General features: G+C 72.1%; 14 protein-coding genes. 2 read left to right on the top strand and 12 right to left on the bottom strand.

Features of this window, described 5'->3' with window-relative positions:
- Positions 1-139: 139 nt before the first annotated feature.
- The 8 genes from ACFVST_RS04755 to ACFVST_RS04720 all read right to left on the bottom strand — a co-directional run bounded on the left by ACFVST_RS04755 (position 140) and on the right by ACFVST_RS04720 (position 17,203).
- Positions 140-1,954: a GMC oxidoreductase gene (locus ACFVST_RS04755; protein WP_390146882.1), complete on the bottom strand. Its 1,815-nt coding sequence runs from the start codon at positions 1,952-1,954 to the stop codon at positions 140-142.
- A 39-nt stretch (positions 1,955-1,993) separates the two neighbouring features.
- Entirely contained in the window at positions 1,994-3,613 is a 1,620-nt protein-coding gene (locus ACFVST_RS04750) for a succinic semialdehyde dehydrogenase (RefSeq protein WP_390146880.1), read from the bottom strand.
- Positions 3,614-3,794: 181 nt separating this feature from the next.
- Complete coding sequence (locus ACFVST_RS04745; protein ID WP_390146879.1) at positions 3,795-5,456, bottom strand: serine/threonine-protein kinase; 1,662 nt, start codon at positions 5,454-5,456, stop codon at positions 3,795-3,797.
- A 138-nt stretch (positions 5,457-5,594) separates the two neighbouring features.
- The gene (locus ACFVST_RS04740; RefSeq protein WP_390146877.1) at positions 5,595-6,893 is read right to left on the bottom strand and encodes a serine/threonine-protein kinase; all 1,299 of its coding nucleotides are present in this window, start codon (positions 6,891-6,893) and stop codon (positions 5,595-5,597) included.
- Between the two features lie 126 nt (positions 6,894-7,019).
- Positions 7,020-8,795, bottom strand: coding sequence for a serine/threonine-protein kinase (locus ACFVST_RS04735; RefSeq protein WP_390146875.1), 1,776 nt, complete (start codon positions 8,793-8,795; stop codon positions 7,020-7,022).
- Between the two features lie 220 nt (positions 8,796-9,015).
- Positions 9,016-11,652 (bottom strand): protein kinase, encoded by a 2,637-nt coding sequence (locus ACFVST_RS04730; RefSeq protein ID WP_390146873.1) that lies wholly within the window; start codon positions 11,650-11,652, stop codon positions 9,016-9,018.
- Between the two features lie 233 nt (positions 11,653-11,885).
- A complete protein-coding gene (locus tag ACFVST_RS04725) occupies positions 11,886-14,507 on the bottom strand; it encodes a protein kinase (RefSeq protein ID WP_390146871.1) in 2,622 nt (873 codons plus the stop codon).
- A 989-nt stretch (positions 14,508-15,496) separates the two neighbouring features.
- A complete protein-coding gene (locus ACFVST_RS04720) occupies positions 15,497-17,203 on the bottom strand; it encodes a glycerol-3-phosphate dehydrogenase/oxidase (protein WP_390146869.1) in 1,707 nt (568 codons plus the stop codon).
- Positions 17,204-17,495: 292 nt separating this feature from the next.
- Here ACFVST_RS04720 and ACFVST_RS04715 point away from each other — a divergent pair, with 292 nt between their 5' ends.
- Both ACFVST_RS04715 and ACFVST_RS04710 read left to right on the top strand, forming a co-directional pair.
- Positions 17,496-18,758, top strand: a complete 1,263-nt coding sequence (locus ACFVST_RS04715) for a nucleotide sugar dehydrogenase (RefSeq protein ID WP_390146868.1) — start codon at positions 17,496-17,498, stop codon at positions 18,756-18,758.
- A 294-nt stretch (positions 18,759-19,052) separates the two neighbouring features.
- Positions 19,053-19,646 (top strand): hypothetical protein, encoded by a 594-nt coding sequence (locus ACFVST_RS04710; RefSeq protein WP_390146866.1) that lies wholly within the window; start codon positions 19,053-19,055, stop codon positions 19,644-19,646.
- A 103-nt stretch (positions 19,647-19,749) separates the two neighbouring features.
- Here the strand turns inward: ACFVST_RS04710 and ACFVST_RS04705 are convergent, their stop codons facing one another.
- From ACFVST_RS04705 to ACFVST_RS04690, 4 genes are all read right to left on the bottom strand, one after another.
- A complete protein-coding gene (locus ACFVST_RS04705) occupies positions 19,750-20,874 on the bottom strand; it encodes a GuaB3 family IMP dehydrogenase-related protein (RefSeq protein ID WP_390146864.1) in 1,125 nt (374 codons plus the stop codon).
- A gap of 134 nt (positions 20,875-21,008) precedes the next feature.
- On the bottom strand, positions 21,009-22,517 hold the full coding sequence (gene guaB / locus ACFVST_RS04700) for an IMP dehydrogenase (RefSeq protein ID WP_390146862.1): 1,509 nt from the start codon (positions 22,515-22,517) through the stop codon (positions 21,009-21,011).
- A 215-nt stretch (positions 22,518-22,732) separates the two neighbouring features.
- A complete protein-coding gene (locus tag ACFVST_RS04695; RefSeq protein ID WP_390146860.1) occupies positions 22,733-23,320 on the bottom strand; it encodes a sigma-70 family RNA polymerase sigma factor in 588 nt (195 codons plus the stop codon).
- 371 nt (positions 23,321-23,691) lie between these two features.
- The gene (locus ACFVST_RS04690) at positions 23,692-24,303 is read right to left on the bottom strand and encodes a response regulator transcription factor (RefSeq protein ID WP_003948568.1); all 612 of its coding nucleotides are present in this window, start codon (positions 24,301-24,303) and stop codon (positions 23,692-23,694) included.
- Positions 24,304-24,522: the final 219 nt, after the last annotated feature.

Genomic DNA, 24,522 nt, shown 5'->3' with positions numbered 1-24,522 from the left:
CGGCAGGTCATGAATGCAGAACGTGGCACCGCCCTGCCGCCTGAGCGGCATCGAGCGCGGCGTCGCGTACACGCTGAGGGACCTGCGCTCGGAGGGGGGCGCAGGTCCTCCCGCGTCCCCCGCCTCCACTCGCCGCCCGCTACGCCGGAGCGGCCGAACCGTCCTCCGTGTCCCGTGGCGGCATCGACGGCATCCCGAGGAACGGCAACCGCAGCGCGCCGAACGCCTCCTCGGGCACCGCGGGTGCGGACGGCGGCACCGGAGCCAGCCGCTCATAGGCCGCGCCGGGTGCCGGGCGGGTGTCCTGCTCGCCCTTGTTCGGCCAGAACGACATGGCGCGCTCGGCCTGTGCGGTGATCGTCAGCGAGGGATTGACGCCCAGGTTGGCGGTGACCGCGGCCCCGTCCACCACCGAGATACCGGGGTGCCCGTAGAGGCGGTGGTACGGGTCGATGACGCCGGTCTCGGCGCTGTCGCCGATGGGGCAGCCGCCGAGGAAGTGCGCGGTGAGCGGAGTGCCCATCAGCTCACCGATGTTGGAGCCGGCGAAGCCGTTGATCTCCTCGGACAGCAGCGAGGCCGCCTCCGTCGCGGCCCTGATCTGCCCGGGGTTGGGCGCACCGTGCCCCTGCCGCGCGGTGAGCAGCCCTTTCCCGAGGCCCTTGTCCTTGCGGTACGTGGTCAGCGAGTTGTCCAGCGACTGCATCACCAGGCCGATGATGGTCCGCTCCGACCAGCGCCGGGTGGACAGCATCCGCACCGCGAGCACCGGGTGCCGCGCCAGATGCCCCAGCCAGGCCCGCACCCGCTTCCCGTCCTCCCGGTACGGCACCTGGAGGATGGTCAGGCCGCCCATCGCGTTGGAGCCGCGGCCGTAGCGCACCGGTTCGATGTGGGTGTCGGCGTCCGGGTGGATGGACGAGGTGATCGCCACCCCGCGGGTGAAGTCCGCCCGCGGGGCACCGTGCCGCTTGCGGTAGCGCCGGTTGTCGGTCTGGGCACCGACCAGGGCCTCGGAGTTGGTACGGGTCAACTCGCCGAGCCGCACGGAGAGTTGGGGCAGCAGACCGGTGTCCCGCATCCGGTGCAGCAGGGTCTGGGTGCCGTAGGTGCCGGCCGCGACGACCACCTCGGGGGCGCGGAAGGTGCGGCCGCGGCCCTTGCGCCGGTCGTCGGTGGGCAGGGTCCGTACCGCGTAGCCGCCGCGGCTGTCCTCGGTGACGGCGACCACCGAGGTCAGCGGGTGGACGACGGCGCCGGCCCGCTCCGCGAGGTAGAGGTAGTTCTCGTTGAGGGTGTTCTTCGCACCGTGCCGGCAGCCCGTCATGCACTCACCGCACTCGGTGCACGCCTTCCGCGCGGGCCCCGCACCCCCGAAGTACGGGTCGGCGACCTCCCCGCCCGGCTCCGCCTTGGCGCTGCCGTCGGCGTCCTCGCCGTCGCCGAAGAACACCCCGACGGGCGCCGGATGGAAGGAGTCGCCCACGCCCATCGCCTCGGCGGCCGCCTTCAGATGGACGTCGGAGGGGGTCATCGTCGGGTTCAGCCGCACCCCGAGCATCCGGCGCGCCTGGTCGTAGTAGGGCTCCAACTCGCCCTGCCAGTCGGTGATATGGGACCACTGCGGGTCCTCGAAGAAGGCGTTCGGCGGTTTGTAGAGAGTGTTGGCGTAGTTGAGGGAGCCGCCGCCGACGCCCGCGCCGGCCAGCACCATCACATGGCCCAGCAGATGGATGCGCTGGATGCCGTAGAGGCCGAGGGCGGGGGCCCACAGGTAGTTCTTCAGGTCCCAGGAGGTGCGGGGCAGGGTCTCGCGGGTGAAGCGGCGCCCGGCCTCCAGGACGCCCACCCGGTAGCCCTTCTCGGTGAGGCGCAGGGCGGAGACGGAGCCGCCGAAGCCGGAGCCGATCACGATGACGTCGTAGTCGTACGCGCCGGCGGTGTCCATGGGCATGGGGTACCTCCGTAGGGGCGGGTGAGCGGGCGGGCCGGGTCAGCGCAGGCGGAAGGCCTTCATCGCCCTGAGACTGCGGGTCATCAGGTCGGCGTACCGGGCGTCGTCCAGACCGAAGGACGGGGCCATCGGCATCAGGCGCTGGTGGGCGACGGTCTGCGCCTCGGTGAACTTGAGGATGCCCTCGGAGCCGTGCCGCCGGCCGAGGCCCGAGTCCTTCATGCCGCCCATCGGCGACTGCACACTGCCGTAGGCGGGCGCATAGCCCTCGTTGACGTTGACGGTACCGGTGCGCAGCCGGGCGGCGACGGCGCGGCCACGGCGGCCGTCCCTGGTCCACACCGAGGAATTCAGGCCGTAGGCAGTGGAGTTGGCGCGCTCGACGGCCTCGTCCTCGTCCGTGAAGCGGTAGACGGAGACGACCGGGCCGAAGGTCTCCTCGCCGCACACCGCCATCGGCTCGCCGACCCCGTCGAGGATGGTCGGCTCGTAGAAGTAGGGGCCGATGTCGGGGCGGGCGGTGCCGCCGGCGAGGACCTCGGCGCCCTTCGCCACGGCGTCGTCCACATGCCGGACGACGGCGGCCAGTTGGCGTTCGCCGACCAGGGAGCCCATGTCGGCGCCGTAGGCGAGGGAGTTGCCCAGGCGCATCGCGCGGGTGCGGGCCACGAAGCGCTCCAGGAAGGCGTCGGCGATCGACTCATGGACGTAGAGCCGCTCGATGGAGATGCAGAGCTGGCCCGCGGAGGAGAAGCAGGCGCGGACCGCGCCGGCCGCCGCCTTCTCGATGTCCGCATCGTGCAGGACCAACATGGCGTTCTTGCCGCCGAGTTCGAGGGAGACGCCGACCAGGCGGGCGGCGGCGCCCTGGGCGACCTCGCGGCCGGTGCGGGTGGAGCCGGTGAACGAGACATAGTCGGCGTGCTTCACCAACTCGGGCCCCACGACCGGGCCTTCACCCAGTACCACCTGGAACACCTCGGGCGGCAGGCCCGCCTCGACCAGCAGGTCGCGCGCCCAGAGCGCGGTCAGCGCGGTCTCCGTGTCCGGCTTCATCACCAGCGCGTTGCCGGCGACCAGGCCCGGCAGGGCGTCCCCGACGGACAGCTCCAGCGGGTAGTTCCAGGGCGCGATCTGGCCGACGACCCCGCGCGGCTGGCGCAGCTCGGTGACCTTGGTGAGGGTGGGCACGGCGCCGGTGTGACGGCGAGGCCGCAGATAGGCGGGGGCCCGGCGCCCGTAGTGGCGGGCGGCGACGGCGACGGACTGCACCTCCTCATGGGCGTGCAGCCGGGCCTTTCCGGTCTCCAACTGGATCAGGTCGAGCACCTCGGCCTGCCGGGCCAGCACCAGGTCATGGAAGCGGAGCAGCACCGCGGCCCGGTGGCGGACCGGGGTGGCGGCCCAGGCGGGCTGCGCGGCCCGCGCCCGCGCGAACGCCGCGGCCACGTCCTCGGGGGTGGACTCGGGCAGGTCGGCCAGCTTCTCCCCGGTGAACGGCGTGTGGTTCGCGGTACGGCCGGAGCCGGCGACATCCCTGGTGAGCTGGGCGACCAGCTCGGGGGTGACCACATCGGCGGCGGTGCGGACGCCGGCCGGGGCGGCGGCGAGCGGATTGGTACCGGTGGGGCGGGAGGCGGGGGCCTGCGAGTCCGTCATGGGCGTGAGCGTAGGCGCCCTCGGAACATTTGGGTACCCGTGGGTAACAGGGTTTCACCATCCGCTCACACACCGCCAGCGTTCACTGGCAACGAACGGCCTGATCAGCGCGTTGTCACCCACACAAGGGAGTACGGCGGACGCCGCCCGAAGGCTCGGGCTCCGCTCCACCGGCGGGGTCTCACATCGCGTCGATCTTCAGATTCGCCACCGCGGTCCTCGCCATCTCCCGGCCCTCCGCGGCGAACTCCCCCTTGCCCGGGTAGTCGACCCACAGCCGGTACATATCGCCCTTGGAGTTGCGGTAGTAGAGCACCCGCGCCTCCCGCACCCGCGGATGGTTGAGGTCCTTGCTGCTGGTGTAGAGGACGGTGTTCTCCGCGGCCTCATGACCGTCGAACTGGGTCTCCTTCGGCTCCCCCTCGGGCGCCGGCTTCTCCTCGATATGGGTGGTGTAGTCGCCGTCCTTCCACTCGCGCCAGTCGGCGAAGGCCTGTGCCGAGGCGGTGTCCTGGATGTGCCCGTCCTGGTCCTCCGCCTTGCGGGCCACGTTCAGCGTGATCGACACCAGGCCGCTCGGATCCTCGTAGGACTCGGTGGTGCCGTCGGTGGCCTCCTCCGGCTTGACCCGTTCGAAACCGGAGGGTGCGGGCAGGGTGGCGCCGATCTTCCCGCCGAGGTGGTGCTCCGACCAGTCGTCGGGCAGCGGCCCCGAGAACGGATCGGTCACCACCAGCACCCCCACCGCCACCGCGGCCGCCACCACCGCGGCCGTGACCAGCAACGTCTTGCGGCCGATGCGCACCCCGCCACCGCCCGGCCCGGCGACCCGCACCACCCGGGTGGGCTGCGGGGGCCGCGCCGCCTCCTCCAGCAGGGCCCGCACCCGCGCCGCGTCCGGGCGCTGCGCCGGGTCCTTCGCCAGCAGCCCGTTGATCGCGTCGGCCAGCGGACCCTGCGCGGCGGCCGGCGCCGCGGGCGTGGAGTTCAGCACCGACTGGAGGGTGGCCGGGGAGTTGCTGCGGCGGAACGGCGAGACGCCCTCCGCCGCCACATACAGCACCACGCCCAGTGACCACAGGTCGGAGGCCGGCCCCGGCCGCCGCCCCAGCACCCGCTCCGGGGCGATGAACTCCGGGGAGCCGACAAAACCCCCGGTCTCCGTCAGCCCCTGCTCACCCTCGACCTGGGCGATCCCGAAGTCCGTCAGCACCACCCGCTCACCGCGGCCCAGCAGCACGTTGTCCGGCTTGACGTCGCGGTGCAGCACCCCCGCCTCGTGCGCGGCGGTCAGCGCGCCCAGCACCGCGAGGCCGACCCGGGCCGCCTCCCGCGGATCGAGCGTGCCCTCCCGGAGCCGGTCGGCCAGCGACTGGCCGTGCACCAGCTCCATCACCACCCACGGCTTGCCGCCCTCCACCACCACGTCGTGCATGGTCACCACGGACGGATGGTCGATCCGGGCGGCGGCCCGCGCCTCCCGCTGCATCCGCTCGTAGGCGGTCTGCCGCTCGGCGTCCCCGAGCTGGTCCGGCAGCCGTGGCTCCTTGACCGCGACCTCCCGCTCCACCACCAGGTCCCGGGCCCGCCACACCGTGCCCATCCCGCCGTGCCCGAGCCGCGACAGCAGTTGGTAGCGCCCACCGAGCACCCGCCCCTGCCCCTCGTCCGGCGGGACGGAAGCGGCCTGCGTCGGCTGGTACGCGTCAGCCTGCTGGTACGGGACGGTCTGCTGCGGCGGTACCGGCGGGCCGGCCGGAGCCTGCGGCGGGTGGGACGGGGCCTGCGGCGGCCGCAGCTCATAGCTGGTCGGCTCGTACGGCTGTCCCCCGGGGTTCGTCATGCGCCCATCCTGACGGATCCCGGCCATCCGCTTCCAGCCGTGCCCGGCTCGGATGCAGCACCGTGACATACCGGTCCGTAGCGAGTGAGCTGGGCCACTGGGGGCCGGGACCCGTGGAGGCGTGTGCCGGCGGGCCGGTCAGGCGTGGTCCTCGCCGGCGTTCCCGTCGGGGGCGGGCGCCGGGGTGCCGGGACGACGGGGCGGCGGCGGGCCCGCGGGCCGTACCGGCGGGTCGACCGGGGGGTGGCCGGAGGGCCCGCGGTCGAGCTGCGGAGGATCCGCCGGGGAACCGTGCGCGGCGCCACCGCGGCGCGGCCCCTCACCGTCCCCCGCCTCACCACCGCGGCCACCGGACCGGCCACGGCCACCACCCGCGTCACCCGGGCCGTCCGGAGCGCGGCGGGGCGGGCGGGGGCGGGGCGCCGGGGCCACGGACGGGGGCGGCGGCGGAGGCGGGACCTCCGGAGCCCCGGTCTCCGGGTCTGCCTCCGGTGGAGCGCCGCGGTCCGGGAGCAGGGACTGGAGGGGGTGCAGGGGATGGACCGCGGACCGCAGCACGTCCTGCAAGGTGGTACTGCGGTGCCCGGCCGCCGCGCTCGGCATCCGCCCCGTCTCGTAGTAGCGCCGCAGCATCCGCTCCGCGGTGTCCGCGTCCAGCCGCCGCTCCGGGTCGCGCTCCAGTAACCCGCTGATCACCGGGAGCAGGGGCCGGGCCTCCGCCGGTGGCCGGATCTCGTCCACGACGACCGCGTGCAGCACCCCGCTGAGCGACTCCCGGTGGAACGGGGAGCGGCCGCTGATCGCGGTGCACAGCAGCACCCCCAGCGACCAGAGATCGGACGCGGGCCCGGTCCGCTCCCCCGCCATCCGCTCCGGCGCCGTGTACTCGGGGGAGCCGACGAACGACCCGCGTTCGGTGAGGGTGGTGGTGCCGGGGACCTGGGCGATACCGAAGTCGGTGAGGACGACCCGGCCGGTGTCCCGCTCCAGCAGTACGTTCTCCGGTTTCAGATCGCGGTGCAGGACACCCGCGCCATGGGCCCGGCCCAGCGCGCCGAGCAGGGCGATCCCGATCCGGGCGGTCTCCGCCGGGCCCAACGGGCCGTGCGCCGCGATGCGTTCGGCGAGCGTGCCGCCGTCGACCAGCTCCAGCACCAGGCAGGGCCGTGCGTCGGCCTCGACCACATCGTGCACCACGATGATGTGCGGATGCCCCAGCGCGGCGATCGCCCGCGCCTCCCGCAGCGCCAACTCCCGCTGCGTACGGGCGTCCTGGGCGGGGAGGCCGTCGTCCAGGATGAGTTCCTTGACGGCGACACTGCGCCCGAGCAGCAGATCGGTGGCGCGCCACACGATGCCCATGCCGCCTCGGCCGAGCCGCCCATCGATCCGGTAACGGCCGCCGACGACGCGGGCGTTCTCCCCGTCGGTCCCCATGCGGCCATGATGCCCCACCCGTCACGCTCCACATGCGAACCGCGGGCCCGGCGACCACGGGTTGTCCGAAGATGATCGCCCGGGGCCGAAGAACCGGCGGACTTCACGGACACCCTCTTGAGGGACCTACGGCTGCCAGCCGCGCAGGATCGTCTCGAACTGTCTGTGTGCGGTGGGCCAGTCGGCGGCCGGGGAGGACATGTAGATGGCGTACTCGACGCCGTCGCGGGAGAAGTAGGTCTGCTCGACGGCACGCCGCGGCCCGGGGAACGGGTCCCCTTCGGCGGCCTCCCAGGTGAACCCCCACAGCGAACCGGGCTGGTCCCGGTAGAAGTTGGCGTTGAGCCGCAGCCGGTGGTACTTCGGCAGCCGCGGCTGCAACTGCTTCTCCAGGTCGACCTGGTGCCCGAACGCGGTGTCGTAGTCCGGCGAGGGGTCCACCGAGATCCGCACGAAGTGCTTGCCGTCGTCGGGGGAGTAGTCGATCTGGGTGCCGTTGACCTCGCGCTTCCAGCCCTTGGGGATGGGCAGGCTGAAGCCCTTCTCGTCCTTCACCCGCACCCAGCCCTTGGGGAGGGTGCCCATGGGGGGAGCCGAGGTGGAGGACTTGGACGGGCCGGGACTGCCGGACTGGACGGGGGCGGGCCGGCCCGCGTCGTTGCTCCGCCGGTCGGACTGCATCGCCATGACGACCGCCGCGGTGCCGCCGCCGACCAGGGCCGCCGCCAGCACCACACCCACCACCACCTTGCCGCGCCGCCGCCCACGCCCGGCGGTCTGCTGCGGGTGCGTCACCCCGGGCGGCATCCCCGAGTCCCCCGCCCCGTACCCGGAGTGCACATACCCGTCCTGCGGATACTCGCCCGGACCGTAACCGTCCTGCGGGTAGGTGTGCGGCGGGTACGCGCGGTGCGGGGTGACGGGTGTGCTCGCGGTGGGCGAGGAGTGCTGGTCCGGGATGGCCGGCTGTGCGCCGCCGTCCGCGCCCGCCTGCTCCGGGTGCCGGTACGGCGGGAACGGTGTCGGGCTCTGCGTCGTCGGCACATAGTGCTCCGACGTGGGCAGATACTCCTGGACACCGGCCGGGCGGCGCCCCTCGGCGGCCTCCGCGAGCAGCTCCTCGGCCTGCTCCGCGGTGGGCCGGTCCTCCGGGTCCTTCCGCAGCAGCGCCATGATCACCGGACCGAGCGCGTCCGCCCCCCGCGGCACCGAGGGCTCCTCGGTGACCACGGCCTGCATGGTGGTGAGCGGGGTGGTGCGGCGGAACGGGGAACGGCCGTCGACCGCGGTGTACAGGGTGGCGCCCAGCGCCCACAGATCGGAGGCGGGCCCCGGGTCGGCGCCGCGGACCCGCTCCGGCGCCAGATAGTCGACCGAGCCGACGACCTCACCGGTCTTGGTGAGCGTGGTGTCGCCCTCGACCTGGGCGATACCGAAGTCGGTGAGCAGCACCCGGCCGTCCTCGGCGAGCAGTACGTTGCCCGGCTTGACGTCGCGGTGCAGCACCCCGGCGGTGTGGGCGGCGCGCAGCGCCCGCAGCACCCACAGACCGATCCGGGCCGCCTCCCGCGGATCCAGCGGCCCGTCCCCCTTCACGGCGTCGGCCAGCGACCGGCCGACCACCAACTCCATGACGATCCAAGGCCGTTCGTCGTGCTCCAGCACATCGTGCACGGTGACGACGGCGGGATGGCTGATCCGGGCCGCGGCCCGCGCCTCGGCCCGGGTACGGGCGAGCAGCACACCGCGATCGGAATCCGCGACGAACTGGGCGGCCGTCAGCTCCTTGACGGCGACGGCACGGTGCAGCACCTCGTCATGCGCCTGCCACACCCGGCCCATACCGCCCCGGCCGATCGTCTCACCGAGGCGGTAGCGTCCGGCGAGGAGCTGGCCCTTCATCTGATTCACGTTCCCCCGCAATGGTCTTGGCGCCACCAGCCTAGGGAGCGCGCCCACGGCGCGGAACACTTGGGGGTGCAACCCGTACCGCCTTGTGACGCGCGGCAGCACTGGGTATCCGCCCGACTCCGCAGGGTCAACAGCCGCCGGAAACACCAACGGGCTTTACGGCGCGCCGAGTTGCGCGCGAAGGGGGCGGCGGCCGGTCGCGGTCGGCGTTTCAGGAGGTCGGCTGGTAGCTGCCGGAGGCCTGCTGGTACACCGAGGTGACCTCGTCACGCTCCGCATCGGGACCACGCACCTGCACCACGTGGTACCGCCCCCCGATCAGCATCGCCACGTTCCGCGCGAAGACATAGCCGTTGTCGCCCTGCCAGGTGAACTGCCCCTCCGCCATGGCCCGTTCCCCCACATCGATCCGGCGCCGCCCACCGGACGTGGCCCAACTGGAGTCCCGGAACGGCCGCAACTCCGGCTCCTTCTCCTGCTGATACGTCATCGGGTCGCGGCCCATGTCACCGGCGGAGTCCCGGCCCGGCACCACGATCAGCTCGAACCGGCCCTTGCCGTACACCACTTGACCCTGGGAGTTCTTGCCGTGCCGGGTCCAGCCCTTGGGGACGGCGATCCGGAAACCGGCCGCGTCCCGCCGCAGCACATACCCGTCGGGAAGCCCCGGCCCGGTGGTCTGCGGCTGCTGCGAACCGCTCTTCCCCGGACCCTCGTCCTGCCCCGACCCCGGCACGCTGCCCGCGTCGGACGAATGCCCCGGCACCGGCCTGGCCCCGGCCCCACCCTCACCCGCCTTGGGCATGAACAGCATCGCGTACGCCACGGCCGCCGCCAGGCCCAGCAGGACCACCAGCAGCAGCAACCGGCCCAGCCGCCGCGGACGGGGCGAACCACCGGACCGCTTGTGCCGGCCATGGGCGGCGGCGGGCAGCGACTCCCGGCGCTTGCGGGCGAGTTCACCGCGGCGCCGCACCACCGGCAGCCTGCCGGTACCGCCCGGACCGGGCTCCAGCGGCGGCGCCGTCACCACGTTGGTACCGGCCTCCGGCTCCGGCGCGGACCGCACCAGGGACCGCAGCCAGCCGCGCAACTCCTCGAAGTCGGGCCGCTCCGTGGGGTCCTGGCGCAGCAGCGACTCCACCACCGGCCGCAGCGGCCCGCACTCCTCGGCGAAAGCGGGCGGCTCCGCACACACCATCTGCACCAACTCGGCGGCGCTGTCCTCCGGGTAGGGCGCATGGCCCTGCACCGCACGGAAGAGGAGCGCACCCAGGGCCCACAGATCGGTCGCCGGGCCCACCGGCGCGGCCAACTGCCAGTTCTGGTGCACCGGTCCGGCCTGCTCGGGCGCCCAGCGTTCGGTGACCGGCCCGATCACGGCCATCCTGGCGTGCCGGGCACGCTCCGCGGCCAGCGCCGTCCCCGGCCCACGGACCGGAGCGGCCCCCTGCTCCACCAACTCCCCCCAGCTCGTGCCCCGTTGCCCCTCCCCTTCGTCCACGGCATCCCGCCCCGACGACGGCCCGGCTTCCCCACCGGGAACCGCGGACGCATCTGCCTGACGCGGCACCCCGGCCTGCCACGGCGCGGAGGCATACGGCGGCCGCACCCCATACGGATCGGCGATCTGCCCGAACGCGGCACCGGGGGCGGGGGTGTCGGGGGTGTCGGGGGTGCTGGTCAGGTCGGTGGCGCCTGCGGGCAACTCCGGTGTTAAGCCCAATGGTTCGTCGGCCTGGGCGGGCAACGCCGGTGTGTGGGTGGTGAGTTGGCCGGAGCGGGTGGACAACTCGGGTGCGGTGTCGGGCGGTTCGGTGTACTGACCGGGCAGCTCAGACAGCTCCGACGAATCCGGAGCGGACCTGTCCCCGCTGTGCTCGCCGTCCCGCGACGCCTCCCGCTCCCCGGACCGCTCCCCGGTGATCCGGGCCGCGGCCGCCGCCCTGGTACCGGCCCGGTACGCGGCGATGGCACCGGCGCGGGCCGCCCGGGCATCGGTGGGACCGGTACCGCCACGGGGGTCGGACTCCCCTGTCCCCAGGGCGCGTTGACGCTCGGCGAGCGGCCGCTCGGCACCCCGCTCGGCCTCCGCCCGGCCGCCCGCCGGCACCCCGGGAAGCCCGTACCGCGCCCCGTACCGCTGCCGGTCCGCGTCCCCCAGACCACCCGTGGCACCGACCACGGACGCGCCGTCACCGGTGTGCTCCTGGTCGTCCGGCTCGGCTTGCGCGAGGGGCTCGGGCTCGGGGCGGGGGTCGTAGCCGCAGAGGGCCTCCTCGGCGGCACCGGCGGCGAGACCGGTGAGCAGGGTCCGCCCGTCGTCGCAGACCAGGACCGTGTGCGCGGTGATGTTGCGATGCACCCAGCCATGCGCGTGCAGCGCCCGCATCGCGGTCAGCACATCGGCCGCGACCTCCGCCGCACGGTACGGCGACAGCGTCCGGTCGGCGAGCAGCGCGGCGAGCGGCCGCGCTGCCACCACCTCACTGACCACCCACAGCGAACCGCCCTCCGCGAACACATCGAAGACCTGGTCGAGCAGCGGATGGTCGGGAAGCTGCGCGGCGGCCTGCGCCGCCTCGATGGCGCGCCGGACCGCCGGATCGGAGGAGGTGCGCAGCGCGCCGCTGTCGGTCCGCGCGACACCGGTACCGCGCCCCCCGTACCCGTCGCCCTCGTCCAGCACCTCCGCCTCGACCACCTCGGGCAGCGGCACCTGCCGGACCAGCACCTCCTGCCCGCTGTAGGTGTCAAAGGCCGTGGTCTGCGCGAAGTCGTACTCCTCGGACGGCGGCAGCGGCAGCCGATAGCGGTCGGCGAGGACCCGGCCCGCGTACTCCTCCACAGTGCCCTCCCCCGTCCGCCTGCCGATCCGGATTCATCCGCCCGGTGGTCAATTCCATTCGCCTGCCGCCCGGTTGTGAAACCTCCGGACCGCAATCCGACAGCGCTCGACTGCGTACGGTCCGCAGACCTTCACGATACGTGCCCCGCCCATGAGGTACCGACCGGATCCGTGATCCCGCCCCGCCCACCGGCCGGTTCGGGCCAGGACCGGCCCGAACCAGCCACCGGCGATCAGGACTTGGGCTTGAAGGAACGGGTGAAGGTGCGCCAGGTGTCCTTCCGCACCGAGTCGCCCCAACTACCGGCCTTCGCCGTGTACATCAGGGCATGACCCAGCTTGGGCCCCACCACGAAACCGCGGTCCACGCTACGGAACTTGGTGCCCGACTCGACATAGGTGAACTCCCAGTCCGCCGCCGGCCAACCGCGGTAGTCCAGCCCCTCGATCCGGATGCGGTGGTACTGGGACCGCCGCATGTCCCGCTCCTGCCGACGCCAGTCGAGCACCGGATTGGCCTTGGGCGAGGTCGTCCACCCCACCAGCAGCTTCTGCTGGTCGGGCCCTGTGAACCGCGCCCCGGCACCATCGGTCTTCTCGTACTTCCAGCCCGCGGGCAGCCCGATGGAGAACCCCTGCGCATGACGGTACGTGGTGATCGAGTCGTCGCCCGAACCGCCACCGGAGCCCCCGGAGCCGTCCCGGCCCGGGTCGGCGCCCTTGCCGGAGTCCGGGTCCCCGGAGTGGTCACCCGAGCCGGAGTCCTGGCCGCCGCTGCCCTTGTCGGTACCGTGGCCGGTGTCCTTGCCGTCGCCCTTCCCACCGGAACCGTCGGCCTGGCCACCGGTACCACCGGAAGCGGCGCCACCGCTGGTCGAGGTATCCCCTCCCTGGTGGCCGCCCTTGGTCCCGTCGTCGTTCCCCAGCGTGACCGCGAGCACGGTACCGATCACGGCGAGCACCGCCACCAGCGCGATCACCACCAGCGACCGGCGCGACACCACATCGGTGATCGACGCCTTCGCCCCACCACGGGACCCACCACCCGGCGCCCCCTGCGGCGGAGGCGGCACCGTGACCGCCCCGGCCGAGCCAAGGGCGGCATCCGCGGAGGCCTCGGCTGGAACGGGAGCGGAGAGGGGGGAGGGGGTGGCCGGGGCCGAAGTCGCCGGGGCCGAAGTCGCCGGTGTTGCGGTGGCTTCGGGGGGTGAGGTGGCTTCGGAGGTTGAGGTGGCGGGTGTGCCGGTGGCCGGGGCGGAGGCTGCCGCCGTGCCCTCGACTGCCGCCGCGCCCACGGCTGTTGCGGCGACCGCGCTTCCCTTCTTGGCGCCCTTCTTGGCCAGCGGCACCCCGGCACGGGAGCGCGAAGACCGCCCGGCCGAGTCACCCGCCGCGTTCCCGGTGCCATGGGACGCCTGGTCCGCATCGGACTTGTCAGCACCCGAAATCCCGGGCGAGCCAGCCGACTTGGCCGACTCCACGGATCCGGCGGCCCCCTTCCCGGAACCGACTGCGGCAACCGAACCCGCGGCGCCCTTGGTCGTTCCGTCACCGTCCTGAGCCCCGGCAGCCCCGGTGGCCCCGGAGTCGTCAGTGGTCCCGGCAGCACCGGAGGTCCCCGCCGCCCCGACCGATGAGAGCCCCGAAGTACCCATCGCCGCACGCGGATCGGGCACCGTCCCGGACCCCGCGGAAGCCTCGGCAGCCCCCGCCCCGCTGCCCGCACCGGTCGGCGGAACCGCGGGCGGGGGCGGCACAACCGGAGCGGCCGCGGCGGGACTTGGCCGGTGACGGCCACCGGCCGCCTTCGCCCCGGCAGCCTTCGCCCCCGTCGCCGCAGCGGCGGCCTTGCGCACGGAGCGCAACGCACCACGCAGCCGCGGCCCCGGCGCCTCCTCGGACCGCCGCCCGTCGGACCGACCCGCCGGACCCTCGTCCTCGGGCCCCGGGCCGACCACCGGCAGCGACTTGGTGGCGTCGTCCCGCTCGGCGGACGGCTCCGGCGTGGTCAGCACCTCGGTGAGCATGGCGCGGGCACCCGCATCGTCAAGACGCCGATCCGGGTCCTTGACGAGCAGGCCGTAGATGACCTTCTCCAGCAGCGGCCCCGCGTTCTTGGGCTTCTCCACCGACTCCGTCATCACCGCCGTCAACGTGGCGATCGCGGAACCCTTGTCATAGGGCGGGGTGCCCTCCACGGCCGCATACAGCAGACCGCCCAGAGACCAGAGGTCGGCGGCAGGCCCCGGCTTGTGCCCCCGGGCCCGCTCCGGCGAGATATACGAAGGCGCGCCGACCAGCATCCCGGTGGACGTGATCGACGGATCCCCCTCGACCTGCGCGATACCGAAGTCCGTGAGAACCACCCGGCCGTCCTCCGCGATGAGGACGTTGGACGGCTTCACATCCCGGTGCAGAATGCCCTGACGGTGCGCGGAACGCAGCACGTCAAGAATGGCGAGGCCCACCTCGGCGGCCCGCTTCGGGGTGAGCAGCCCGTCCTCGCGAATGACCTCCGCCAGCGACTTGCCCTCCACCAACTCCATCACGATCCACGGCCGGTCGTCCTCGTCGACCACGTCATACACCGTCACCGCACTGGTGTTGCTGATCCGCGCAATAGCCTTCGCCTCGCGCAGGGTACGAGTGATCAGCCGCCGCTTCTCGTCCTCATCGACGCTGGAGGGAAACCGCAGCTCCTTCACCGCGACCGTACGGCCGAGGACCTCGTCCAACGCCCGCCAGACCGTGCCCATGCCGCCGCGGCCGAGGACCTCCCCCAACCGGTAGCGCCCGGCGAGGAGAGGTGCGTCCTTGTCCTGACGGGCTTCCCCCGCCTGCTCCGCCTCCGACATGCGTCCCCTCTGCAACCCGCCCCGACAGAGCCTCCATTGTCCCCCACGCGGGGACCGTCCGGTGCCCAGGGTCGCCCATCCCACACGATGAGCTACACCCGGCAGGCACCCCCGGCCGAACAAACGGACGCCCCTCATGCCCGTACTTCGGGCACCGCTGGCCATACTTCAGGTCGTACTTCAGGTCGTATTTCAAGTGGTACTTCGGGCTGTGCTTTCGGTGGTACTTCAGGTCGTGGTCCTGAGTCGTGGCCCTAGTTCGAGTCGTACTCCTGGTCATGGTCCTACCGGACCGGTCCCCTGGCAGCCCACACCCCCGGCAACCGACCACCGATGCCACTCTTCCCCCGACCGCCAACAAGAGCAAGAGCCGAACCGGTTGCCCCGCTGCTCCTTGCCATCTCTGCGGCCACTGAAGGGAGTTGGGGGGAGGGGGTTCTCATTTGCTGGGGGGTCCCTTGCTGGGGGCCCGAGGGGTGTCTTGGGGAGGGGGTGTCCTTTTGGGGGGGCTCCCCCCTCCCCCTCCCCGCCCCACCCCTCCCCCACAAGTCCCCGCCAGGGTGCCCAACACCCAAGCCACAGACGCCAGACGGCACCTCGCTCACCGCCTGGACACGGTGGCCTAACCCGCTGGCCAGCCCCGAGCCAGGGTCGGCGCCCCGGACACGGCACCCACCCGCGCCGAACCGTCCGACCCGAACCCGCCCAGCCCACCGCGGAGTTCGGCCCAGCGCGCAGACCGGCACCCGCGCCCGCCTGCCTCCGCCCGCTCAGCGCCGAGTCACCGCCAGACCGCACCCGGGAGCAGTCCGAGCCGGGGCGAACGGAACCAGGACAACCGGGACCGCGGTGGACCGGGCGGGACCAGAGCGGCTACAGGTGGCACCGGAGCAGACCGCCGCCGGCCCCGGAACGAACCAGGCGCGCCCCACCCGGGGGGAGAGAGACCACCCCCGACCAACCCGGCGCCCCACCCCGTCCCGCCCCACCTACCCGGCGATGATGTCCCGTGCGCCCAGCCGTGCCGCGTCCGCCGTCAGGTCGTCCGGCTGGCGCTGCGACTCCCGCTCCGCCTCCACTCTCTTCTCGTAGTGCTCCACCTCTCGCGCGATCCGGTCCTTGTCCCAGCCCAGTACCGGAGCCATCAGCTCGGCGGCCTCCAGGGCGCAGCGGGTGCCCCGGTCGAAGGTCTCGATGGAGATCCGCGTCCGCCGGGTCAGCACATCGTCCAGATGACGGGCGCCTTCGTGGGAGGCGGCGTAGACGACCTCGGCGCGGAGGTAGTCGTCGGCGCCCTGGAGCGGCGCGGCCAGGGACTCGTCTTCGGCGATCAGGTCGAGCAGTTCCTCGGTGAGCGAGCCGTAGCGGTTGAGCAGGTGTTCCACGCGGGCCACATGGATGCCGGTACGCGCCGCGATCCGTGCCCGCGCGTTCCACAGCGCGCGGTACCCCTCGGCGCCGAGCAGCGCGATGTCCTCCGTGACGCACTCCGCGACTCGCTGGTCCAGACCGTGGACCGCCTCATCCACCGCGTCTTTCGCCATCACCCGGTACGTCGTGTATTTGCCGCCGGCCACGACCACCAGGCCCGGGGCGGGGTGGGCGACGGTGTGCTCCCGGGACAGCTTGCTGGTGGCGTCGGACTCCCCGGCGAGCAACGGCCGCAGTCCCGCGTAGACGCCCTCCACGTCGTCCCGGGTGAGGGGGACGGCGAGGACGGAGTTGACATGTTCGAGGAGGTAGTCGATGTCGGCGCTGGAGGCCGCGGGGTGAGCCTTGTCGAGGTCCCAGTCGGTGTCGGTGGTGCCGATGATCCAGTGCCGGCCCCAGGGGATGACGAAGAGGACGCTCTTCTCGGTGCGCAGGATGAGGCCGGTGGTGGAGTGGATGCGATCCTTGGGCACCACCAGGTGAATGCCCTTGGAGGCGCGGACGTGGAACTGGCCGCGCTCGCCCACCAGGGCCTGGGTATCGTCGGTCCACACTCCGGTGGCGTTCACCACCTGCTTGGCGCGGATCTCGTAGGTGCCGCCGTCCACCAGGTCTTCCACGCGGGCGCCGACCACCCGCTCGCCCTCCCGTAGGAAGCCGGTGACCCGGGCCCGGTTGGCGGTCTTGGCGCCGTAGGCGGTGGCGGTGCGCACCAGGGTGGCCACATATCGCGCGTCGTCCATCTGCGCGTCGTAGTACTGGAGGGCGCCGACCAGGGCGTCCTTTTTGAGGCAGGGGGCGACCTGAAGCGCGTGGCGGCGGGTCAGATGCCGGTGCATGGGCAGGCCTCTGCCGTGCCCGCGGGCCATGGACATGGCGTCGTAGAGGGCGACGCCGGAGCCCGCGTAGAGCCGCTCCCAGCCCTTGTGTTGCAAGGGGTAGAGGAAGGGCACCGGCTTGACGAGGTGGGGTGCGATCCGTTCGAGGAGCAGGCCGCGCTCCTTGAGTGCCTCGCGGACCAGTGCGAAGTCCAGCATTTCGAGATAGCGGAGGCCGCCGTGGATCAGTTTGCTGGATCGACTCGAAGTGCCCGACGCCCAGTCACGCGCCTCCACGAGTCCGGTGTTCAGGCCGCGGGTGGCCGCGTCGAGCGCGGTGCCCGCACCGACCACGCCGGCTCCCACCACCAAAACGTCCAGTTCTTGCTCGGCCATGGTCGCCAGTGACTCGGCGCGCTCCGCCGGTCCCAGTTTCGCTGTCCTCACCGCCGCCTCCGTCCTCAGTCGCGTCACGGCACGCCCGTCGTCGCCGCCGGGTGCCCCGCTTACGAGACCCCCATGCCCAAGATTCTGACGGTGCGGACCGACATCGGCCACCACGCTCCGGTGATCTGTGGATAACTCTGAGTCCGGCACCTGCCCAACACCGGTGGAATCACCATCCCGAAATGCGACAGAACGTTCATATTTACTCCTAGTCTGACTGTGCGCTGGTCCACCCTGTCCACAGGACTTGCGTGAATCCAGCGCTCCGGTTACTGGGAAGGACGGCTTACCAATGCCCGCTGATCTCGCCGTCATCGGACTCGGCCACTTCGGTCTGCCGCTCGCCCAGGCCGCTGTCGCCGCCGGCATCCCCACCCTCGGCTACGAGCCGGCCACCGAAACCCCGGGCCCGCGCGGCACCGCAGAGCCCTCCGCGCTCCCCCGCCGAGGCGGCCTGCTCACCACCGCCGACCTGCGCCGTATCGCCTCCGGCGGCTTCCGGCCCGGCACCGACCCGGCCCAGCTCGGACGGGTGCGTACCGCCGTGATCTGCGTCCCCGTGCCACCCGGCGCCGATGGCTCCCCGGATCTGACCCACGTCGCCCACGCCGCCCGCACCCTCGCCGCCCGGCTCCGCCCGCACACCACCGTCATCCTGGAGTCGCCCGTTCCACCCGGCACCACCGAAGGCCTGCTGCTGCCCCTCCTCGAAGAGGGCTCAGGTCTGCGCGCCGGCCGCGACTTCCACCTCGCCCACTCCCCGGTACGCACCGATCCCGGCAACCGCACCCACGGCTACGCCGCCACTCCCAAGGTCATCGGCGGCCTCACCCCCGCCTGCACCGAATCCGCCGCCGCGTTCTACGGCAGGCTCACCGACAAGGTGGTCCGCGCCCGCGGCCCCCGCGAGGCCGAGACCGTCCACCTCCTCGAAACCAACTTCCGGCACGTCAATATCGCGCTCGTCAACGAGATGGCGGTGCTCTGCCACGACCTGGGCGTAGATCTGTGGGACGTCATCCGCTGCGCCGAGACCAAGCCGTTCGGCTTCCAGGCCTTCCGTCCCGGACCCGGCGTCGGCGGCCACAGCCTCCCCCAGCACCTCTCCGGCCCCCCGCACGCGGCCCGCTCACTGCGCATGGTGGAACTGGCCCAGCAGGTCAACGACCATATGCCGCAGTACGTGGTACGCCGGGCCGCGGCGCTGCTCAACGAGCACGGCAAGTCGGCCCGCGGCGCCCGGGTGCTGCTGCTCGGCGTCACCTACAAGCCGGACCTGCCCGACCAACAGGGCGCCCCCGCAAGGGAGATCGCGCTGCGCCTGATGGAACTCGGCGCCGCCGTCAGCTACCACGACCCGCATGTGCCGGCCTGGACCGTCCTGGACCGCCCCGTCCCCCGGGCCGACTCCCTCTACGAGGCGGCCGCGGGCGCCGACCTCACCCTGCTCCTCCAGCAGCACCGCGTGTACGACCTGCAAGGTCTCTCCGTGAAGGCCCAGCTCCTGCTCGACACCCGCGGCGCGACCCCGGCCGGCTCCGCCCACCGCCTCTGACCATCGCCACTGCGCGTCACTTCGCCCACCGCCCCTGATCCCGTCTTCGGCCACCGCCACTGACCACCGACGGTACCGCCGCCGTGCGGGCCCGCCCCGGTTGTCCACAGGGCCACCGGTTCACCGTGCTCAGAGCCGGTCCGGGAACCATTGTCCACAGGCCGTCTCTCACCCGTCCGTGACCGATCAGAGCGGCTGTCCACAGGCCCCGGTCGGTGTCGTCCCCTCCTGCTACTGTGCGGCAGCACTTGCACATACGTGCGAGCACCGCACGCACCACAGGGGGATCACACCATGGGCCAGCCCGTACCACCGCAGCCACCCGACGGGAACCCGTACGGCCAGCAGCCCGGGGCCCAACCGTACGGCCAGCAGCCCGGCAGCCCCGCGCCCTACCCGCCGCAGCAGGCACCCGGCGCGCCCTACCAGGCCTTCCCGCAGCAGCAGCCAGGCCCCGGGTTCGCCCCCATGCCACCGCCTCCGGCCACGGGCAACATGGGCCTGGGAGTGGTCGCCGCCATCGCCGCAGGTCTGATCGCGGCCGCGGCGTACGGCCTGATCGTCGGCCTCACCAAGCACGAGATCGGGTACGCCGCGATCGGCGTCGGCTTCATCGTCGGCCTCGGCGCGGGCAAGGTCGGCGGCCGCAATATGGCACTGCCCGTGGTGTCCGCCCTTGTCGCGCTGGGCTCCGTGTATCTGGGGCAGATGATCGGCGAGGCGATGATAGGCGCCAAGCAACTCAACGTGGGTTTCTCCGAGTTGTTCTTCCAGCACTTCTCGCTGGTGCACGAGGCGTGGAAGGCCGATGCGGACGGGATGAGCTTCGTGTTCTTCGCGATAGCCGCGTTCGCCGCGTTCGGCGCCGCGAAGAAGTCCGCGGCCTGAGCACCGGAGCGTCCGCCGCCTGACCGCATCCGGGGCGCGGAACGGCCGGGCCGCAGGGTCCGTCCCCGCGCCCGGCCGTCGGAGCAGTCGGTCGTCTCCGCTGTCAGCGCTTGTGCTGTGCGGGCGAGACGGTGACCTCCACCCGCTGGAACTCCTTCAGCTCGCTGTACCCGGTGGTGGCCATCGACCGGCGCAGCGCACCGAAGAAGTTCATCGAACCGTCCGGAGTGTGCGAGGGACCGGTGAGGACCTCCTCGATGCTGCCGACGGTGCCGAGGCCGACCTTCTTGCCGCGCGGCACCTCCTCGTGCACCGCCTCCATGCCCCAGTGGTGGCCCCGTCCCGGCGCATCGGTGGCACGGGCCAGCGGCGAGCCCATCATCACGGAGTCCGCACCGCAGGCGATGGCCTTCGGCAGGTCGCCGGACCAGCCGACCCCACCGTCAGCGATGACATGCACATAACGGCCACCGGACTCGTCCATGTAGTCGCGGCGGGCGGCGGCCACATCCGCGACGGCGGTCGCCATCGGCACCTGGATACCGAGCACATTGCGCGTCGTGTGCGCGGCACCACCTCCGAAGCCGACCAGGACACCCGCGGCACCGGTCCGCATGAGGTGCAGCGCCGCGGTGTAGGTGGCGCAGCCGCCGACGATGACGGGAACGTCCAGCTCGTAGATGAACTGCTTGAGGTTGAGCGGTTCGGCGGCGCCGGAGACATGCTCCGCGGAGACCGTGGTGCCGCGGATCACGAAGATGTCCACCCCGGCGTCGACAACGGCCTTGGAGAACTGGGCAGTGCGCTGCGGGGAGAGCGCCGCCGCGGTGACCACACCCGAGTCGCGGACCTCCTTGATGCGCTGCCCGATCAGCTCTTCGCGGATCGGCGCCTCGTAGATCTCCTGGAGCCGCCGGCTGGCGCTCTCCGTGGGCAGCTCCGTGATCTCGTCAAGCAGCGGCTGCGGGTCCTCGTACCGGGTCCACAGGCCCTCCAGGTTGAGGACGCCGAGGCCGCCCAGCTCGCCGATGCGGATCGCGGTCTGCGGGGAGACCACGGAGTCCATGGGAGCGGCCAGGAAGGGCAGTTCGAAACGGTAGGCGTCGATCTGCCAGGCGATCGAGACCTCCTTCGGGTCCCGGGTGCGGCGGCTCGGGACGATGGCGATGTCGTCGAAGGAGTACGCCCGGCGGCCGCGCTTGCCGCGCCCGATCTCGATCTCAGTCACGTGTGTGGCCTTTCCCTGTGCGTGTCAGCGCCTTCCAGTATCCCCGACACATGCCGAGGGGCGGCGCCGGGAAACCGGGACCCGCGGGGTGCGGTGTCCGGCCGGTGCCGCCCCGGTCTAGTCGGGGACGGAGGTCAGCCGCGGCCGTTGTAGTTCGGCGCTTCGACGGTCATCTGGATGTCGTGCGGGTGGCTCTCCTTGAGACCCGCGGAGGTGATCCGCACGAACCGCCCGCGATCCTGGAGCTCCGGCACGGTACGCCCGCCCACGTAGAACATCGACTGCCGCAGCCCGCCCACGAGTTGGTGGACCACGGCGGAGAGCGGACCGCGGTAGGGCACCTGGCCCTCGATGCCCTCGGGCACCAGCTTCTCGTCGGAGGCGACACCCTCCTGGAAGTACCGGTCCTTGGAGAACGACTTCTGCTCGCCCCGCGTCTGCATGGCCCCCAGCGAGCCCATCCCGCGGTACGACTTGAACTGCTTGCCGTTGATGAAGAGCAGTTCGCCCGGGGACTCCTCGCAGCCGGCGAGCAGCGAACCCAGCATCACCGTGTCGGCGCCGGCCACCAGCGCCTTGGCGATGTCGCCCGAGTACTGGAGGCCGCCGTCGCCGATGACCGGGACACCGGCGTCCTTGGCGGCGAGCGAGGCCTCGTAGATGGCGGTGACCTGCGGGACTCCGATACCGGCGACGACGCGGGTGGTGCAGATGGAGCCGGGGCCGACGCCGACCTTGATGCCGTCGACACCGGATTCGATCAGGGCCTGGGCGCCGTCCCGGGTGGCGATGTTGCCGCCGATGACGTCGACACCGGAGGCATTCGACTTGATCTTGGACACCATGTCGCCGACCAGTCGGGAGTGGCCGTGCGCGGTGTCCACCACGATGAAGTCGGCACCGGCCTCGACGAGGGCCTGCGCGCGCTCGAAGGCGTCACCCGCGACACCGACCGCGGCGCCGACGAGCAGCCGGCCCTCGGAGTCCTTGGCCGCGTTCGGGTACTTCTCGGCCTTCACGAAGTCCTTGACGGTGATGAGGCCCTTGAGCACACCGGCGTCGTCGACCAGCGGCAGCTTCTCGATCTTGTGGCGGCGCAGCAGCTCCATGGCATCCACACCGGAGATCCCGACCTTGCCGGTGACCAGCGGCATCGGCGTCATGACCTCGCGCACCTGGCGGGAGCGGTCCGACTCGAAGGCCATATCGCGATTGGTGACGATGCCGAGCAGCTTGCCCGCGCCATCGGTGACCGGCACGCCGCTGATGCGGAACTTGGCGCAGATCGCGTCGGCCTCACCGAGGGTGGCGTCGGGGTGCACGGTGATGGGGTCGGTGACCATGCCGGACTCGGAGCGCTTCACCAGGTCGACCTGGTTGGCCTGGTCGGCGATGGAGAGATTCCGGTGCAGCACGCCCACGCCGCCCTGCCGGGCCATGGCGATCGCCATCCGGGACTCGGTGACCTTGTCCATCGCGGCGGACAGCAGCGGGATGTTGACCCTGACATTGCGGGAGATCTGCGAGGCGGTGTCGATCTGGTCCGGCGCCATGTCGGACGCGCCGGGCAGCAGCAGCACATCGTCGTAGGTCAGCCCGAGTGTCGCGAATTTTCCGGGCACTCCGTCGATGTGAGCAGTCATGACACCTTCCCCAATGGCCTTGATCGGTGCGGATGTCCATGCTAACGGCCAACCGGGCCGTCCCATTCCACGAGCAAGATCACCAAGGATCTTCGTACGATCCTCCCGCGCCTCGGACCGCAGCACTGCGCCAGCGCGCTACTCCACCGGACCGGGCTCGCCTCACCACCGCTCAGCCGTCACCGGCCCCCGGCTCCGCGGTCACAGCTGCGTACTCACTGCTCCGCCAGCGCCCGCAGTCTGCTGAGTGCGCGGTGCTGGGCGACGCGGACGGCGCCCGGGGACATACCGAGCATCTGGCCGGTCTCCTCCGCGGTGAGGCCGACGGCGATCCGCAGCAGCAGCAGTTCGCGCTGGTTCTCCGGAAGGTTGGCCAGCAGCTTCTTCGCCCACTCCGCGTCGCTGCTGAGCAGGGCGCGCTCCTCGGGGCCGAGCGAATCGTCGGCCCGCTCCGGCATCTCGTCGGAGGGCACCGCCGTCGAACCGGGATGCCGCATCGCGGCCCGCTGGAGATCGGCCACCTTGTGCGCGGCGATGGCGAAGACAAAAGCCTCGAAAGGCCGGCCGGTGTCCTTGTAGCGCGGCAGCGCGAGCAGCACCGCGACACAGACCTCCTGCGCCAGGTCCTCCACGAAGTGCCGTGCGTCACCGGGGAGTCGGGACAGCCGGGTGCGGCAGTAGCGCAGCGCCAGCGGGTGCACATGCGCCAGCAGGTCGTGCGTGGCCTGCTCGTCCCCCTCCACCGCGCGATGGACGAGCGCACCGATGCCCCCCTGGGCGCCCGCCGTCCCGTCCTCACGCATCGGACCATGGTGCCCCGCCGCCGTTCGCTCCGCGGCACCACGTCCGTAGTTGTGCACCGAAGCGTTATGCGCAGGTGCGCCGGTACTCATCCGCTGCGCCCTCCCCTCACGCTCGACGCCCTCGGCACCCTCGAAAACTGCAACCCCGAGGAACTCCACACCTCAAGGATGCGGCATCGGCGCCGAAGCATGGCAAGCCGCGACCGACCGGAGCGTGCGGCACCCCGCCGCGGCAGGCCCGACGGCCGCACCGCGGCCGTCGCATCACAGGTCGCGGAGCCGAGCCGGACGGCCCTGGCGGCGAAGGAGTTCACAACTGCCCCGCCCACCCGACGGCAGGCGGGGGTCGGGAAACTCCCGGCACAGCACACTCAGCGGACCAGGCCCCAACGGAAGCCGAGCGCCACCGCGTGTGCCCGGTCCGAGGCGCCGAGCTTCTTGAACAGCCGCCTGGCGTGCGTCTTGACGGTGTCCTCGGAGAGGAAGAGCTCCCGGCCGATCTCCGCGTTGGAGCGGCCGTGGCTCATACCTTCGAGGACCTGGATCTCACGGGCCGTCAGGGTCGGCGCCGCACCCATCTCCGCGGAACGCAGCCGGCGCGGGGCCAGCCGCCAGGTCGGGTCGGCGAGGGCCTGCGTGACGGTGGCCCGCAGCTCGGCGCGCGAGGCGTCCTTGTGCAGGTACCCGCGGGCGCCGGCGGCGACGGCGAGCGCCACACCGTCCAGGTCCTCGGCGACGGTGAGCATGATGATGCGGGCGCCCGGGTCGGCCGAGAGGAGCCGGCGGACGGTCTCCACTCCACCGAGTCCCGGCATACGCACATCCATCAGGATCAGGTCGGATCGATCGGCGCCCCAGCGGCGGAGGACTTCCTCGCCGTTGGCCGCGGTCGTCACGCGCTCCACACCGGGCACGGTTGCAACCGCGCGGCGGAGCGCCTCTCGGGCAAGCGGGGAGTCGTCACATACGAGAACGGAAGTCATGACCGTCCTCCGCAGCTGATGCGCGTCACCTTGAGCCTCCAGGCTGGTACGAATCGTCACCTCTGCGGTTGACACGCTCGGACACCTGCCCGAGCGCTTCTTCCTTCAACCGCTTCCGCACTCTCAACGACGGTCACTCGAAAGAGTTACGGGTCGTTCAGCTGCCTTCGGCACTCTACGTGAGGGGTCGGACACAGCAAGAGGCCGCAGGTCAGCGTG

Origin of the sequence: Streptomyces sp. NPDC058045 (genome assembly GCF_042885635.1) — a bacterium.
GTDB lineage: Bacteria > Actinomycetota > Actinomycetes > Streptomycetales > Streptomycetaceae > Streptomyces.
Note: the sequence above shows the minus strand (reverse complement) of the source record. Positions and strands in the feature narration are given on the sequence as shown.